Origin of the sequence: Sphingobacterium sp. PCS056, assembly GCF_023273895.1 — a bacterium.
Taxonomy (GTDB): domain Bacteria; phylum Bacteroidota; class Bacteroidia; order Sphingobacteriales; family Sphingobacteriaceae; genus Sphingobacterium.
The window spans coordinates 3,353,331-3,368,869 of sequence record NZ_CP096883.1; the positions used below are offsets into that span (position 1 = coordinate 3,353,331).

At 37.6% G+C, this 15,539-nt stretch carries 12 protein-coding genes; 6 read left to right on the top strand and 6 right to left on the bottom strand.

The window, feature by feature from the left end:
• Positions 1–102 precede the first annotated feature (102 nt).
• The gene (locus tag MUB18_RS13905) at positions 103–1,485 is read left to right on the top strand and encodes a M20/M25/M40 family metallo-hydrolase (protein WP_248753486.1); all 1,383 of its coding nucleotides are present in this window, start codon (positions 103–105) and stop codon (positions 1,483–1,485) included.
• Between the two features lie 152 nt (positions 1,486–1,637).
• On the opposite strand, the gene MUB18_RS13910 is transcribed toward MUB18_RS13905, so the two are convergent.
• Positions 1,638–2,573, bottom strand: a complete 936-nt coding sequence (locus MUB18_RS13910) for an alpha/beta fold hydrolase (RefSeq protein ID WP_248753487.1) — start codon at positions 2,571–2,573, stop codon at positions 1,638–1,640.
• A 697-nt stretch (positions 2,574–3,270) separates the two neighbouring features.
• On the opposite strand from MUB18_RS13910, the gene acnA reads away from it, so the two are divergent.
• Complete coding sequence (acnA, locus tag MUB18_RS13915) at positions 3,271–6,045, top strand: aconitate hydratase AcnA (RefSeq protein ID WP_248753488.1); 2,775 nt, start codon at positions 3,271–3,273, stop codon at positions 6,043–6,045.
• Between the two features lie 129 nt (positions 6,046–6,174).
• On the opposite strand, the gene MUB18_RS13920 is transcribed toward acnA, so the two are convergent.
• A complete protein-coding gene (locus tag MUB18_RS13920; RefSeq protein WP_248753489.1) occupies positions 6,175–6,828 on the bottom strand; it encodes an HAD family hydrolase in 654 nt (217 codons plus the stop codon).
• Between the two features lie 338 nt (positions 6,829–7,166).
• Positions 7,167–7,373, bottom strand: coding sequence for a hypothetical protein (locus MUB18_RS13925; RefSeq protein WP_248753490.1), 207 nt, complete (start codon positions 7,371–7,373; stop codon positions 7,167–7,169).
• 758 nt (positions 7,374–8,131) lie between these two features.
• On the opposite strand from MUB18_RS13925, the gene MUB18_RS13930 reads away from it, so the two are divergent.
• Positions 8,132–8,890: a hypothetical protein gene (locus MUB18_RS13930; protein WP_248753491.1), complete on the top strand. Its 759-nt coding sequence runs from the start codon at positions 8,132–8,134 to the stop codon at positions 8,888–8,890.
• A 156-nt stretch (positions 8,891–9,046) separates the two neighbouring features.
• Here the strand turns inward: MUB18_RS13930 and MUB18_RS13935 are convergent, their stop codons facing one another.
• Together MUB18_RS13935 and MUB18_RS13940 are read right to left on the bottom strand one after the other, a co-directional pair.
• Positions 9,047–9,871, bottom strand: coding sequence for an ATP-binding protein (locus tag MUB18_RS13935; protein ID WP_248753492.1), 825 nt, complete (start codon positions 9,869–9,871; stop codon positions 9,047–9,049).
• Between the two features lie 265 nt (positions 9,872–10,136).
• The gene (locus MUB18_RS13940) at positions 10,137–10,835 is read right to left on the bottom strand and encodes an ankyrin repeat domain-containing protein (protein WP_248753493.1); all 699 of its coding nucleotides are present in this window, start codon (positions 10,833–10,835) and stop codon (positions 10,137–10,139) included.
• Positions 10,836–11,346: 511 nt separating this feature from the next.
• Between MUB18_RS13940 and MUB18_RS13945 the strand changes: the two genes are divergently transcribed.
• The 3 genes from MUB18_RS13945 to pepF all read left to right on the top strand — a co-directional run bounded on the left by MUB18_RS13945 (position 11,347) and on the right by pepF (position 14,905).
• On the top strand, positions 11,347–11,820 hold the full coding sequence (locus MUB18_RS13945) for a hypothetical protein (RefSeq protein ID WP_248753494.1): 474 nt from the start codon (positions 11,347–11,349) through the stop codon (positions 11,818–11,820).
• A gap of 90 nt (positions 11,821–11,910) precedes the next feature.
• Positions 11,911–12,711 (top strand): SOS response-associated peptidase, encoded by an 801-nt coding sequence (locus MUB18_RS13950; protein ID WP_248753495.1) that lies wholly within the window; start codon positions 11,911–11,913, stop codon positions 12,709–12,711.
• A 319-nt stretch (positions 12,712–13,030) separates the two neighbouring features.
• Entirely contained in the window at positions 13,031–14,905 is a 1,875-nt protein-coding gene (pepF, locus tag MUB18_RS13955; protein WP_248753496.1) for an oligoendopeptidase F, read from the top strand.
• Between the two features lie 125 nt (positions 14,906–15,030).
• Here the strand turns inward: pepF and MUB18_RS13960 are convergent, their stop codons facing one another.
• Positions 15,031–15,438, bottom strand: a complete 408-nt coding sequence (locus MUB18_RS13960; RefSeq protein ID WP_248753497.1) for a hypothetical protein — start codon at positions 15,436–15,438, stop codon at positions 15,031–15,033.
• Positions 15,439–15,539: the final 101 nt, after the last annotated feature.

The following is a 15,539-nucleotide window of genomic DNA, read 5'->3' on the forward strand; positions in this document are numbered from 1 at the left end:
GATCAATTATATATTTCCCTTCAAATTAAAATCGAATTAGCTTAGCCGTTCCACTTCCTAAAAAAAATACTTATGTTTACTCCAAAGAACACAACTAAACGAATGAAACGAACCATTTTACTCACCTTACTTTCTATATCCACTTTTACGCAGGGAGCTTTTGCACAGCAGGACTCCATTATGTTGGATAAGATCTATCATGAATCTTTTTATAATGGGCAGGCCTATGACAATCTACACCATTTGACAAAACAAATCGGTCATCGTATAGCAGGATCACCACGGGCGGACAAGGCAGTAGCTTGGTCGAAAAGCATTATGGAAAAGCTTCCTTTTGACCGCGTGTATCTTCAAGATGTGAAAGTTCCATATTGGGATCGGGGACCTCAAGAAAAAGCTTACCTTGTTGGTTCTAACGAACCTTTGAGTGTATTGGCTTTAGGAGGGTCTGTTTCCACCCCAGCTAAAGGCTTGGTCGCAGAGGTGATTGAAGTAGAACTGTTAAGTGATTTAAAGAAATATGGAGATCAGGTACGTGGGAAAATTGTTTTCATCAACAAACCCTGGGATGAGTCCATCGTAGAGACAGGTGTAGCATATGGTCTCAATTCAAGTCAAAGAAGCCGTGGTCCAGCAGAAGCGGCTAAGTTGGGTGCAGTAGCGTATCTATTTCGCTCACTGTCTTCCTCTAAGACCGATGATTATCCACATACAGGAGGCACAGGTTATGTAAAAGGTATTGATAGTATACCCGCGATGGCGATATCAGCAACATCAGCTATTAAGCTGAGTGATGCGTTGAAAGCAAATCCACATACAAAAGTTTACTTAGAGCAGCATGCAGCATGGAAAGGACAAGTACATACGCATAATGTCATTGCAGAATGGAAAGGGCAGCAATCTCCAGATAAGATCATCACGATTGGTGGACACATCGATTCTTGGGATGTAGGCGAAGGAGCTCATGATAATGGTACCGGAACTATGGGGACTTTAGATGCTATTCGTACGCTGATGGCACTTGGATATCAACCAAAGCACACCATCCGCTTGGTCTTTTATATGAACGAAGAAAATGGTGTTCATGGTGCAGCAGCTTATGGGCAGATCGCAAAAGATAAACAAGAACAGATTATTGCCGCGATTGAAAGTGATGCCGGAGGATTCGCACCTCGAGGTTTTGATATCAAAGCCTCAGCCGATCGAGTTGCTTGGATACAGCAACACTGGAAGCCCTTGTTCGAGCAGAAGTTCTGGGTCTCACGATTTCTACAAGGAAGTCCAGGAGTAGATTCTGGAGTCTGGGGCAAGCATTTTCCGAATACCGTGATGTTCAATTTTAGACCAGACCCACACCGTTATTTTGATCTGCACCATACCGCAAAAGATGTTTTTGAAGCGGTAGATAAGCGCGAGTTACAATCTGGCGTAGCAGCTATTGCCTCACTATTGTATTTGGTTGATCAACAAATCGATCAATTATAATACTTAAAACAGCATAAATAAACTAGAGCCATGCATACATGGGCTCTAGTTAAATGGTTTGATGCAAAGCAATTCAATTCCTCCGTTATCTTCAAATTGATCCCGGCTAGTCTAGTCATAGACCGATTTGAGAAAGAAATAGTAGCTACACTTTACTTGTTCGAACGCACACATGTCTCATAAGCATTTAATAACTCTTGAGCTACTAATTTAGGATCCTGATGGTGAATTCCATGGCTGTATCGCGGCAGTAAAACCAACTTACTAGAACGATTGTTTTTGATCATTTCTGCATAGTGTTTTATTCTCAAATCATCCAATTCTTTCCACCAAGGGATAAGGTTAATTCCTAATTTAAGGTTTTCGTTCATTGTTGTTTCATATTGCTCTATATGCTTATGATAGGAAATCATTACCGTTACCGGAATATCGATAAGAGGGGGTAAGGATGCGTAGTTTTTAAAAAAATCTGGCGTACTCTCTTGGAGCTCTCGCTGTACTTCATATCGAAAACCTTTTGTCGTTGAAGGGTCTTTTAAGATGTTCTTGAAATTAATGGTCAATAACTCTCGGTATCCTGTTTTGCTTGCAGTGCTGGACTTTACCTGATCATCCTCTTCTTTTGTTAGCATAAAGTCTGTCGGGTCAATGAAAAATAAACCACAAACCTCGTGGGGATATTGTGATGCATACAAGCGGATAAACGGTCCCCCAATAGAATGTCCAACGAGTAAGTATGGAGGACTTATAGTTAAGGTCGATAATAAATCGTGAAGCCTTTTTACAACTTCAATATCTGTACTGACTAAACTATCGATCTCAGACTCTCCAATTCCGTTTCTATCGTACACAATACCTGCAAAACCATGTTCAATAAAAGGAAATAAACTCCCGAAACTGCCGCCACCAGAACCAAGGCCGCTTTCAAACACGACAATGGGTTCATTTATTTTTCTATTTTCAATTCCAAATGTTTTGTAAGCTATTTTTTTATTATTGATGGATACAAACTTTCTTTCAGAAATCTGAGAATAGACCAACGATACGGAAAAAGTGATCGTCAATATAAAGGTGATGATTAATTTCATGGACTGATATTTTAAATAAAAATGGATGTACAATAATGGCTATATGCTTTGATTATAAACTTATAGTGTATTAAACGGCTACATGTAAAAATTTAATAGTGCTCAATATCAACATTATTTCACATACGAGTTTACTAATATCAATATTTGTTGTTTTTTTAGTTAGCGCTATTCGGTATATCATACTATTTGAACGGTAAGTGTACTGATTATTCACGTGAATGGCGAAGGCTCTTACTCTCCATATCCTATTTTTAAAAATATGATTGCGTTGACACATAAAAATATAAAATCAAGCATTTGAACAATAAAATTCCAATGGCCTATGCGATCAGTATTAAAAAGGAAATTTTTAAATGAAGATAATTTAAGCGGTATTATATATAAGTACTGTATAGGACCAATTGGATCTTAAAGATGGGATTTGGTATGAGGTAGAAGATGAGATATTTTAGGGAATCAGGATCATTAGAGAATAGACCTACCAGTGACTATGTTGGAAAGAATGATCCGAATGAAATATGTTGATCATCAGTGTAATAGAAAGTATACGATATACAAATAACTGGTTAAACCAAAAATAGAGATTCTCTTTTTTAAATATTATAATCAAAAACTGGAACAATTGCGCCGTGCTATTTGTTTTGCATCTAGATCGTTAATTAAGTATATTTAAATGTTAACAAAACTTGTACATATGAGCATAAATAACGCTAAATCACAAAAAACAATAGTTATAAACGAAAAAAGTTATAACTATTGTTCGCTAAAAGATCTTCCGCAAGGTTCAGTGTCCCATCTACCATTCAGTATCCGTATTTTGCTTGAAAACGTATTGCGTAATTATGATGGTTTCAGCATTACCGATGAGCATATTGATACACTCATAAATTGGACTCCAGAGCCAGTTGACAAAGATATTCCTTTTAAACCCGCACGGATCTTGATGCAAGATTTCACAGGAGTACCTGCTGTCGTTGATATGGCGTCCCTTCGTGCAGAATATGTTCGTCATGGAAAAGATGGTCAAAAGATCAATCCTGCAATTCCAGTAGATTTAGTGATAGACCATTCAGTGCAGGTGGATTATTATGGAACGGATTATGCTTACGACAAAAATGTAGAACTAGAGTATCAACGTAATAAGGAGCGTTACGAATTACTCAAATGGGCACAGCATGGTTTGAAAAACTTTACGGTAGTCCCTCCAGGAATGGGAATTTGTCACCAAGTAAATCTGGAATATTTAGCTAAAGGTATTATAGAACGTGAAGGCTGGTTATTTCCCGATACTTTGGTGGGTACCGATTCGCATACGCCCATGGTCAACGGTATGGGGGTAGTGGGTTGGGGCGCAGGAGGTATCGAGGCCGAAGCCGCTATGTTGGGGCAACCGATCTTCTTTACCTGTCCTGAAGTGATTGGTTTAAAATTGACGGGGAAAATACCTGAGATTTGTACAGCCACTGATATGGTCTTGTCCATTACGAAGGTGCTTCGAGATAAAGGTGTTGTCGGAAAGTTTGTTGAACTTTTTGGAGATGGATTGGATCACTTGACGGTTACAGATCGAGCAACTATTGCCAATATGTCGCCAGAATTTGGCTGTACGATTACTTATTTCCCAATTGACGATCGTACTCTGGAGTATATGTATACAACCAATCGGACACCTGAACAAATTAAGATTGTGGAAACGTATTGCAAAGAAAATCTACTATGGAGAACAGGTCATGAAGAAATTAATTTTTCTTCTATAGTAGAGTTTGATCTATCCACTTTAGAACCAACTGTTTCTGGGCCAAAACGTCCGCAGGACAAAGTTTTGGCAAAAGATTTAGGCCATCAATTTTCAAGTTTGCTGCAGCAAGAATATCAACGTAATTATAGCTTGCCGAATGAAAGAAAAGAATCGGCTTGGCTTGCAGATGGAGGGTCAGGGACCGAATTTACTTTTGGTAAAGTTCCCAAGAACAGTGAATCAGAATTAGAAGTCGTGAAAGATGCGATACAGTCCGTACGCATCAAATATAAAAATCAAGAATTTGTATTAAGCGATGGAAGCATTGTGATAGCAGCGATCACGAGCTGTACCAATACGTCTAACCCTGCGGTCATGATTGGTGCGGGATTATTGGCACGCAACGCTATAGAAAAGGGCTTGAGAACAAAATCATGGGTCAAAACTTCTTTAGCACCCGGTTCTAAAGTTGTTACCCAATATCTGAACCGATCAGGATTAAATACGGACCTGGAAGCATTACGTTTTCACACTGTAGGATATGGGTGCACCTCTTGTATTGGTAATTCGGGGCCTTTACCGCCACATATTGCCGAAGCTGTAGACAAAGGAGATCTAGTAGTGGCATCGGTATTATCGGGGAATAGGAATTTCGAAGCAAGAGTGCACCCACAGGTGAAAATGAATTTTCTAATGTCTCCCATGCTTGTCGTGGCTTATGCGTTGGTAGGTCGGGTAGATGTCGATCTGATAAACGATCCACTGTCGTATGACCCGAATGGTCGTCCCGTTTATTTGAAAGATATCTGGCCGAGCCGCGAAGAAATAGTAAAAACAGTAAACGACTGTGTTAAACAGGGAGATTTTCAGGAAGTTTATGATGTTATATTTGACGGTTCAACAGATTGGCAAAATCTAGAGGTAAGCTTAGATGAGCGCTTTGAATGGAATAAAGAGTCCACTTATATCAAAGAAGCTCCATTTTTTGAAAATCTGGAGGCCACTCCAAATCCCGTGACGGATATTACCCATGCTCGTGTATTATTATACTTGGGTGATTCAGTCACGACGGATCATATATCACCTGCAGGTTCCTTTCGTGAAAATAGTGCAGCTGGACAATACTTATCTGCTCATGGAGTAGAAACCGCTGATTTTAATTCTTATGGTTCTCGTCGTGGAAATCATGAGGTCATGATGCGAGGTACTTTTGCCAATGTACGTATTAAAAATAAGATCGTACAGAAAGAAGGTGGTTTCAGCGTGTACTTTCCAACCGGAGAGTTGAAAACAGTGTATGAAACTGCTATGGAATATAAAAAGACAGATACTGCCCTTATTGTATTGGCCGGGAAAGAATATGGATCAGGTTCGTCACGCGATTGGGCTGCCAAAGGCGCTTATTTATTAGGTATCAAAGCAGTCATCGCAGAAAGTTTTGAACGGATCCATCGCAGCAACTTGGTCGGTATGGGGGTAGCTCCATTAGTATTTACCAATGGACAAAATGCCGAAATTTTAGAACTAGACGGAACTGAAATTTTTGATATTATTGGACTTGCTGATCAGTTGACTCCGCACAAATTGTTGGATGTAAAAGCAACTCATCCAACTGGAAAAATAACGGAATTTAAAGTTCAGGCTCGGATGGATTCTGCTATAGAAATCGAATATTATAAAAATAATGGCATTTTACAATATGTGTTAAGAGATTATTTAAAAAACAGTTAATAGGTGGATGTGAAATCTGTATAAACAATACGTACGTGTTGCCTAAAAAATCAAAAAGTCACGTCAAACGATGTGAGTTTTTGATTTTATACTTTAATAACTTGCAATTTGTGGAATATTATCCTTTTATTATCGTTTAATTACAATATCGAGTAGCTGCTGCGGTTCATATATAATATAATCTGCTCCATGTAGTCTCAATTCTTCTTCATCCCGAAATCCCCATGTTACACCGACTGCACGTACTCCAGCATTACACGCGGTATCCATATCGACAGATGAATCACCTACATAGCAGCAGTCACTTGGCTGCAAGTTCAGCATAAGGAGCGTTTCGAATACAATATCGGCATCAGGTTTGGGCGGATGTCCAGTTCTATGTCCCAGTAGAACATCAAAAGAAATCTCCGGAAAATATTTTTTAACCAACGGAATGACAGCTTCATGATATTTGTTGGATGCAATTGAAATCAAATAGCCAGATGATTGAAGTGTTTGCAATAAGGGAATAATACCAGTATAGGGTTTGGTACAACTTTCAGTTTGATCTTCATAACGTTTCTTAAATGCAAGAAGTAGTCGTGTTATCGTATCCTCAGTTCTAGCCTCTGTAGGTAATGCGCGTTCAATGAGCATGCGGACCCCATTTCCTACAAATTTTTTATAAGATTCTAAGGGGTGAGTGGGGTATCCAAATTGGCCAAGTATGGTATTGCAGCTCTCTCCTAAATCTTGGAGAGTGTCTAACAATGTGCCATCTAAATCAAATATTATTAGCTTCATGGGCTAAATTTAAAAAAACAACACTATATAGTCAGCAAAATTTCTTTTATAAATGACTATTTAAACTTTAAAATACGATATAGAAGTGGAAAGTTGTGATCTCTTCCCTAACTTTAAGATGTGCTTAATATTTTTTTAAGGAAGTATTGGATGAAAATAGATGCTGCGCGTAAATCAAGTAGATATTGATTCATGATAGGGGAGAACGCTATACGTAGATACGGGTTGTGAAAGTAACGATAGTTTTTAATAAAAATGAATTTTTAGTTCTTATTCAAATTCAGGATAAAAAACTGTATTTTTGCTAGTTTTCATTCGTTCTACAACGTCATAGGGATTTACAACAATTCCAATTTCTGCTTTTCTCCTTTCAATTTTCCAACTCTGGTAAAATTCTTATAATTGATACGCCATACATACCATCTCTCAGATATTTTTACATTTTCTTCTCCTGCCGTCGAACCAGAGTCGCTAGAGCCCCGACATAAAATATTAGCTATTTTTCCAACATTACTAATATGACCAACTTTTTCCCAAAGATTCATTTTCAACCCCAGTTTGTAACACAATATGTATAAAACTCAACTTCTCCACTGACGATTTCTGATAAATCGGGATTGGTATTTATTGGATATACTTTCTTAAACGCCCGGATTACATCGCTGTTCAACTGTGTTAAATCAAAAGCCACTAATTGAAAATATTTCTTCTTGCTCTCGTCTATTTCAGCCAAAAAAACGTCTCCTATTTTTGTATTTGCTCCATAAGTTTACTCTTGAGGGATAATCTGTTGACCAGATCATCGTGGTGAATGAATATGGATGGTGTGGTACCATAGACAGACATTCCCTATCAAACCATCTGCTAGGCAAGTATCAAGCAATTATACCGTATGGGTAAAGCTTGTTTGCCTATGTGCGGTATTGAAATAGCATAAGTGTATAGTAAGTGCATGGTAAGTGTATCAAACACCCTGTTTTGATACTGTATCTATGCACTATCTATGCTTTATATATGCATATGCCATGCTTTATCGATGCCTAACATTTACTTGACCGATGCGGTATGGCGCTTTAATTTTGCAAATCAGGTTTAATTCCTCTCCAGAAAAATGCTGTTATTGGTTATTCATGTACTAAAATAAGTTTTTCCTATAGAAATCAATTTTATTCCTGATGATTTAGATTTTTATCGCCTGAGATGAAGTAAAATGGTATCATTATTCCCCATATTTCCGCTTGTCTCCACTTTTGGACCTACTGCTCTTGGATGGCCATCTTCGTAGTGTCAAAACAATAACGTCATGGCAAGAGTAGAAAGTTTAATCAAGTTAAATGGAACGATCGGGGATCTTTCCTTTTACAAATCAAAAAGTGTGGGTTACCAAGCACGGATGAAAACCGGTGTTTCGGGTGCCCGAATTGCTAACGATGCTGCGTTTGCCCGTACCCGTGAGAATGGGAGTGAGTTTGGCAGGTCACAGCAGGAGGGTAAAAAGCTGCGTGAACTGCTACAAGATGTGCTGTTTGAAAATTCGGATAATAAATTCAGCCAGCGTTTAGCAAGCCGCTTGCTCAAAGTTATTCAGATGGATGCGGTGAATGTTCGCGGGGAAAGGGTGATGGTCCCTGAAAATCTGCTCCTACTGGATGGCATGGAGTGCAATCAACGATCCAGTTTGCGCGCCATCACCTTAAAACCCTTTACGGTCACGTACGACCGTTTTAGCGGTGATGGCTTTTTTTCATGCCCGCAGCTGATGCCCAACCTGCACATCGCCAAATTGAGTGGTGCTACGCATGTGCAGTATACGCTGGTGCTGCAGGAGTTTTCGGGAGATGAATTGGATCAGCGTCCTGTGATCCGAAGATCTGCTTACATCAAACTGGGAGAAATGCAGCCGATGGATGTGGACCTCATGGCTTCGCTTGAAGCTGATCCTGAAAAAAGTGTATTGGTCCTGGTAGGTACGGGCTATTTTCAGATGGTCAACAATGCCTACTATCCGCTGGCCAATGGACAGTATAATGCGCTGACCATTAGTCAGGTGATCATGCCTTAATCTAAGGTGATGATGTCGTGAAGGATATTTTCGGGAGGCAAGTGGATTTTTATTAACCGCTACCTCCCGATATATCCCTTCTGATCAGAAAGAATTGTCTATTTGTTTTTTAATCCAGATACGTATTATGGAATATATTTGCGAGGAAGGGATTATCTATTTCAATTGATATGCTGCAACACTATTTTTGAAGAAAGTAGGTACATAAATAATCTTTTTAACAGGGTCATATCCGATATCTGCTGTATTTTTCTTCTCTGCAGTGCTATCCAGTAGTAATTCATATTTTCCATTAGCGTGAACGTAATAAATATAGCCCGCCCAGCATGAATAGACGAAGTCACCATTGCCGATCGGTTCTATACCATCACCGCCACATGGTAGATCGGCTATTGTTGTCAATTCCTTCTTATCATTAGCCTGCAGTAATTGCTTATTGCCACCAGCGATATACATATCTTTACCGATAGCTTTTAAACCATTGACGCCATCAATATTTTCAAGATATACAACATCTTTATTATTAATGATTTGATGGATCTTTTTTGTCCTAGAATCCGAAACATAAACAACGCCTTTGTCAGTGACAGTAATGTCATTTAAAAATATGGAACCTGCAATTGGGATTTTACGAACGATTTTACTAGAAGGGATATCAATGACAACGACATCCGTTATATCTGCTGCATAAAGAGTGTTTCCATATTTGGCAAGTCCTTTAGGAGAATTGAGCCCGTGGATCCAATCTAGATCTATAATTTTGCCATTCAGGTCTAATTTACCAATACCACCAATACCATCTTTCTCATCCGCACTATTGCCCATGATGGATACATATAGAATACCAGCTTTGGTATCTGGTAAAACAGATTCAGGCATATTGATAATCGAATCTGTTTCCCATATTTTCTCCAACTTACGCTGTGCCTTGACCGTAGTACCCAATAGTAATGCGAGAGATAGAATCATTATTTTTTTCATAATTGCTTCATGCTTAAAGAGGTTTAAATTTTGAAAATAAGCAAAATTTGGCAGATTATAAAGGTTTAGATGATTTTTAATCAATTTTAAGGTCGTCAGCAAAGTATATTCGTACATTACTTTAGGGTTTAGATGTTGGTTTTAAAATGAATTTGACGATCCTGTAATTAATTTAATTTTTCTGATACAACTATGATTTTTTAACAAAATGATAAGAAGATAAATTCACTTTTTTGAATTATAGTCGGATATGAAATGGCGTGATTTATCTACACTTTAAATGTGCTAGTGATGAGGTAGCTGCTTGCTCCAAAAGTTGAACGATAGCGGAATATCCCTTGTTGCGAGCATGTTGGAGAGGAGTAATTTTCTCATGGTCGGCAATATGGATGTTACATCCCGCATCGATCAGTGTCCGAACAATGTCAATATATTTTTGACTTCCATCACCCAAAATTACAGCCTCCATCAAAGCGGTCCAACCCAGTCGATTAACATGATCAATCGGGAACCCTTCTGTATTGGCTAACACGTTTACAACCTCCAAATGTCCACGCTCACAGGCAGGAATAAGAGCTGTACCATGATACCTGTTGAATACATCAAACCGAGCTCCATGCAATAAATAGAGTTTCACCAGTTCAAGATTTCCTGTCGCTCCTGCATATAGAAATGGACTGTCTTTGATATGATCTTGTTGATTAACATCTGCCTGATAGGATAGCAACAACTTGGCCATATCAAGAGCATTATTTTGTGTTGCAATTAAAAGCAAAGATTTGCCATTTTGATCAGTTGTATGAACAGAAGAGCCGTTCTTTAACGCTTCTTCAACTAGAGCTAATTGATTCTTTTGCACAGCTTCAATCAATTTTTTTTGAGATGAGGTATCAGCATTCATATCGGTATCAGTATGACAAGAGTTTAGAAATAATAATGAAAAAAATACAATAAGATGTTGCATAAGTACGGTATAAAAGGTAATAAAGCAGTTAGGAATATCAACCCTATAAACAAAGTTAGTATATAAATGGTATTAGAATAGGTACGATTTATATAGAAACTTGTATATATTATCACATTTAAGCTAATAATTATAGTGAATAAAAGCTAATATGTTTAGTTTAATTGTTTATCTTTGGATATTCAATATAGATAGACACCCAAGAAAAAGGCTGCTCCATATTTTATACCGTAATTCATTAGATCCTTACAGGATCAAGTAGTTACTTATGATAGAATAGATTTGACGATAATATAAAGTACTGTTTATAAAAGGAATTCCATTTTTTATGAATTTAATCCCTAGGTTCATAGGAGATGAATGATTGAAAAAAATCGTAGATTTTTTCATAAAAACTGCCCTCTGTAGTGATACACAGGGCTTTTTGTTTCAACTTTAAAATTGTAATGTAGTCAAAAATGATATTTTTTAATCACAATTATTATCTTCGTATCAACAATTGAATACTGCGATGCTGTACAATCCATTTGAACCATTAACTCGACATACTTGGCAAGATTTTCTTGAAAAAGGTTATCGTGACTTTGTATTGCAGCGGTTGGAGTGGCCAGATATTAGCAAAGGAAAAGGTTTTCTACTATCACCATACTCAACTCTGGAAAAAGCACATCTACATGCAGCAGAACTTGGAGCTAAAGAAGGTAAGGCTTTACAGATAACTGTAGACATAAATAAAATTCAACAATTATTAGCGGTCAATTCTGGCTATCGTGTTTTCGTCAATCGTTTTTATGAGGAAAATTGGGATAAACGCATGTTGCGAGTATATCAGGGTAGAATTATTAATTATTTGCGTAGTAATACCAATTTCAAACGAAAAGATCCGATTGATATTTTGTTTACATTGGAACATGGACGTGTTTGGGCTCTCATATCAGATGGGAAAACTACAAAGAAAGTCAAGGCTATAGACCTGATCAGTTAACATGAAGCTATCAGATTAATCCCTGAAATACATAAATACTTCACGTTTTTAAAATTAAATTATTTAACTTTTTGCATATTAATACATACTATGTGTTGGGACATATCACTTCATACTAATCTTGAGATTGTAAAAAAAGCTTTTCCTGCTTTACTGGACGAACGCAAGCAACTCGAATATGACTACCGGAACTTTGAAAATGTGCAAGCAATTACCTTTCCCGCATATCCCGTTATTTATAAAGATCAAGAAAACGAGAAAATCAATCTCCTAGAGATGGAATGGGGCGTGTTGCCCACCTATATCCAAGACCCTCAAGAGCAAGTCGAACGCCGTCGTAATATGATCAATGTCCGTAGCGAACGTATCCTTACCGATCATAATTCGTACTGGCACCGTTTGAAAGACCAGCGCTGTCTTATACCCGTGTCAGGTACATTTGAGCACCGTAAAATCCATGATAAGAAAAAGAAAATACCCTATTATATAGGACAAAAAGGAAGAGAAGTATTTTTTATACCAGGGATATACCAATGGCATGAAGTAATAACGCAGGATGGTGATGTTCATCAAGTAGGTAGCTTTGGTATGTTGACACGCGAGGCAAATACTGTGATGGGACATATACACAACGATGGACCCAATAAAAGAAGGATGCCGCTATTTCTCACACCAGAACTTGAACAACAATGGCTACAGGCAAAAGATGATAAAAGCTTGGTCGATATATTCCATTATGAAATAGCAGACCAGGCATTAGAATATTATCCTGTTTATACCTTACGGGGCTATCCCAATAGACCAGACGGCAAGCATCGCTACGAACCTTATCCCTGGGCAGGTTTACCACCCCTAGGGCAGGATGGACCGATGCAGCAAAGTTTATTTTAATTTATTATAATAAACATAATATGAAGTTCGTGCCATTGAACCGATCGATAGTTTTAGAGTTGCAGCATGGTGGATATGGTAGATGGATGGCTTAGATGATCTGTTGAAGTCGGATGGTACATAAGTATAGATCTACTATAAAGCCTTATGTTTTGTCATATGGTTATGTCTTGATGCCTATCTGAAATAATCAGTTAAAAGTAGAAGTCTTTATCGAAGATAATTATCGTCAAGTTTAATAATAAAAGCTATTGCTACTGTTAATGCTTGAGGGAATATAAAAGATGTTTTGTAAATTGTGGACACTATTTTAAACAATATGCGTAGAAAAACTCAAATGATCACCGCGATGATGCTATTCTCAACGACGGTTGCCGTAAGTCAGATGAAAGTTCGTGAAGAACTGCCCGAAAAATATAAGTGGGATTTGTCCCATCTTTATGCTACAGATGAAAGTTGGAAAGAGGAGAAGGAGCGTTTACGACAAAAAATGCAGAAAATAGCCTCGTATAAAGGTAAACTTACGCAGTCCGCTAGCGGGCTTTTAGAAGCGCTTCAGTTAAGTACTTCACTCATAAAGGAAATGGCCAAGTTATCATCATATGCCTCAATGAAATCTGATCAAGATACCCGCGTAACCAAATATGCGGGAATGAATCAAGAGCTACAACAGCTTTTTTCAGAATATAGCGCATTAACATCGTATATGGAGCCTGAATTATTGACCTTCAAAGAAGATCAGCTCCAGGCATTTTTTACACAAGAAAAAGAATTGAGCACCTACAAGTTTTACCTGACCGATCTACTTCGTAAGCGTGCGCACAGAGGATCAGAAGAAGTTGAAAAAGTATTAGCATACTCTTCCTTGATGTCAGGCAACGCCGCTAATATCTACAGTACCTTTATCAATGCAGAGTTTCCATATCCAGAGGTAGAATTAAATGGCGAATCTGTCAAACTCAATGCTGCCAATTTTGCTTTATATAGAGCGAGCGAAAATAGGGAAATTAGGAGTAAAGTATTTGATGCTTATTTTTCCAAATTAAATGAATTTCAACGTACCCTAGGTGCACAACTTTATGGAAACATCAATGCCGCATTGTTTGCCACGAAAGCCCGCAACTATGAAAGTACATTAAAAATGGCATTGGATGGTGGTAATATTCCAACCGCTGTTTTTCATAATCTTATCAAAAATGTAAATGGCAATTTAGAAACCTTTCATCGCTATTTAAATCTACGAAAACGTATGATGGGAGTAGATACCTTGCATTACTATGATTTATACGCACCTCTTGTGGCTAAAGTTGATTTATCCTATACAGTAGAAGAGGCCGAAGAAAATATTTTGAAATCCCTAAAACCTTTAGGTACTGATTATATAAATGTGTCAAAAAAAGCATTCGGCGAAAGATGGATTGACATGTATCCAAATGAAGGAAAAAGATCAGGAGCATATTCCAATGGTTCGGCATACGATGTACATCCCTATATTCTTATGAATTACAATGGAAAGTACAATGACATGTCGACCCTTACCCATGAATTGGGGCATACGATGCATAGTTATTTAACCAATAAGAAGCAACATTACGTCAATTCAGATTATTCGATTTTTGTTGCAGAAGTAGCATCGACTTTAAATGAGGAGTTATTGAACGATTATATGCTGAAACAGATCAAAGATGATGAAACCCGACTTGCGATTTTGGGAAATTATCTAGAAGGAGCCAAAGGAACACTATTTCGTCAGACTCAGTTTGCCGAATTTGAATATATGATCCATGAAAAAGTCGGCAAAGGCGAAGCGCTCACAGGTGAAGATTTTGACGAGATGTATTTAGATCTGACCAAACGATATTACGGTCATGATAAAAATATTTGTATCGTTGATGATAATGTGAAATCTGAATGGTCTTATATTCCACATTTTTATTACAATTTTTATGTTTACCAGTATGCGACGTCTTTTACGGCATCTACAGCACTTTCCGAAAAAGTGTTACGAGGCACCGACGCTGATCGTCAGAAGTACCTCAATTTCCTTGCTTCGGGAAGTACCAAATACCCTGTAGACCTTCTTGTGGATGCTGGTGTCGATATGAATACATCTGAACCTTTTGATCTGACAATTGCTAAAATCAATAAAGTCATAGCAGAGATGGAAACTATCTTAACCAGATTAGGCAAGTAACTCTACAATTAAATACACCCAAAATAAAAGCCGTAATCATATACGGCTTTTATTTTGGGTGTATCTGAATATTGATGTTATAAAACCGCTTTACTTTGAGGCTGATCTTCTCAGGCCGATATAAATTATAATTTTATAATTCCCTTTTCAATCATTTCCAGCATTACTGGTGAAGCATTTTTAAATGTAGGCATTTGTTCAGTAAGGCTTCCTGCATTTTTTTTATTGACTTTAAACGTTAAATCCATTTCTGTCGTAAAAAGCAAAGCCGTTGTAAAAGGATTTTTAATATAAGAACTTAAAACTGTCAAAGCTTCATCAACCGAGTGGAAGTGCTCTATTTCTTCAGTTTTGTATTTTAAAGTTAAAGCAAAGTTATATCCTCCGGTATCTAAAATATGAAGTCGCACATAAATATTTTTAAGTTCAGTATCACCCATCGTTTTGGCCAAAGTAAGTTTTGCAAAAGTTCCTTGGTTGATACTTGATATTATTTGGTCATAAAATTCAACAAAAATAGTCTGATATGGCATTTTAATATAGTTTGAACTGCAAAATTACACTAAGTAGTTGACAAGTACCTTCTTTTTTTACAAAAAGAGATTGAATACACCCCAGCTACATACAAATAGTC

What these genes read in the sequence shown, in the direction of transcription:
- MUB18_RS13905 (WP_248753486.1), top strand. Translation starts at nt 103, where the DNA reads ATGAAACGAACCATTTTACTCACCTTACTTTCTATATCCACTTTTACG.
- MUB18_RS13910 (WP_248753487.1), bottom strand. Translation starts at nt 2,573, where the DNA reads ATGAAATTAATCATCACCTTTATATTGACGATCACTTTTTCCGTATCG.
- acnA (WP_248753488.1), top strand. Translation starts at nt 3,271, where the DNA reads ATGAGCATAAATAACGCTAAATCACAAAAAACAATAGTTATAAACGAA.
- MUB18_RS13920 (WP_248753489.1), bottom strand. Translation starts at nt 6,828, where the DNA reads ATGAAGCTAATAATATTTGATTTAGATGGCACATTGTTAGACACTCTC.
- MUB18_RS13925 (WP_248753490.1), bottom strand. Translation starts at nt 7,373, where the DNA reads ATGAATCTTTGGGAAAAAGTTGGTCATATTAGTAATGTTGGAAAAATA.
- MUB18_RS13930 (WP_248753491.1), top strand. Translation starts at nt 8,132, where the DNA reads ATGGCAAGAGTAGAAAGTTTAATCAAGTTAAATGGAACGATCGGGGAT.
- MUB18_RS13935 (WP_248753492.1), bottom strand. Translation starts at nt 9,871, where the DNA reads ATGAAAAAAATAATGATTCTATCTCTCGCATTACTATTGGGTACTACG.
- MUB18_RS13940 (WP_248753493.1), bottom strand. Translation starts at nt 10,835, where the DNA reads ATGCAACATCTTATTGTATTTTTTTCATTATTATTTCTAAACTCTTGT.
- MUB18_RS13945 (WP_248753494.1), top strand. Translation starts at nt 11,347, where the DNA reads ATGCTGTACAATCCATTTGAACCATTAACTCGACATACTTGGCAAGAT.
- MUB18_RS13950 (WP_248753495.1), top strand. Translation starts at nt 11,911, where the DNA reads ATGTGTTGGGACATATCACTTCATACTAATCTTGAGATTGTAAAAAAA.
- pepF (WP_248753496.1), top strand. Translation starts at nt 13,031, where the DNA reads ATGCGTAGAAAAACTCAAATGATCACCGCGATGATGCTATTCTCAACG.
- MUB18_RS13960 (WP_248753497.1), bottom strand. Translation starts at nt 15,438, where the DNA reads ATGCCATATCAGACTATTTTTGTTGAATTTTATGACCAAATAATATCA.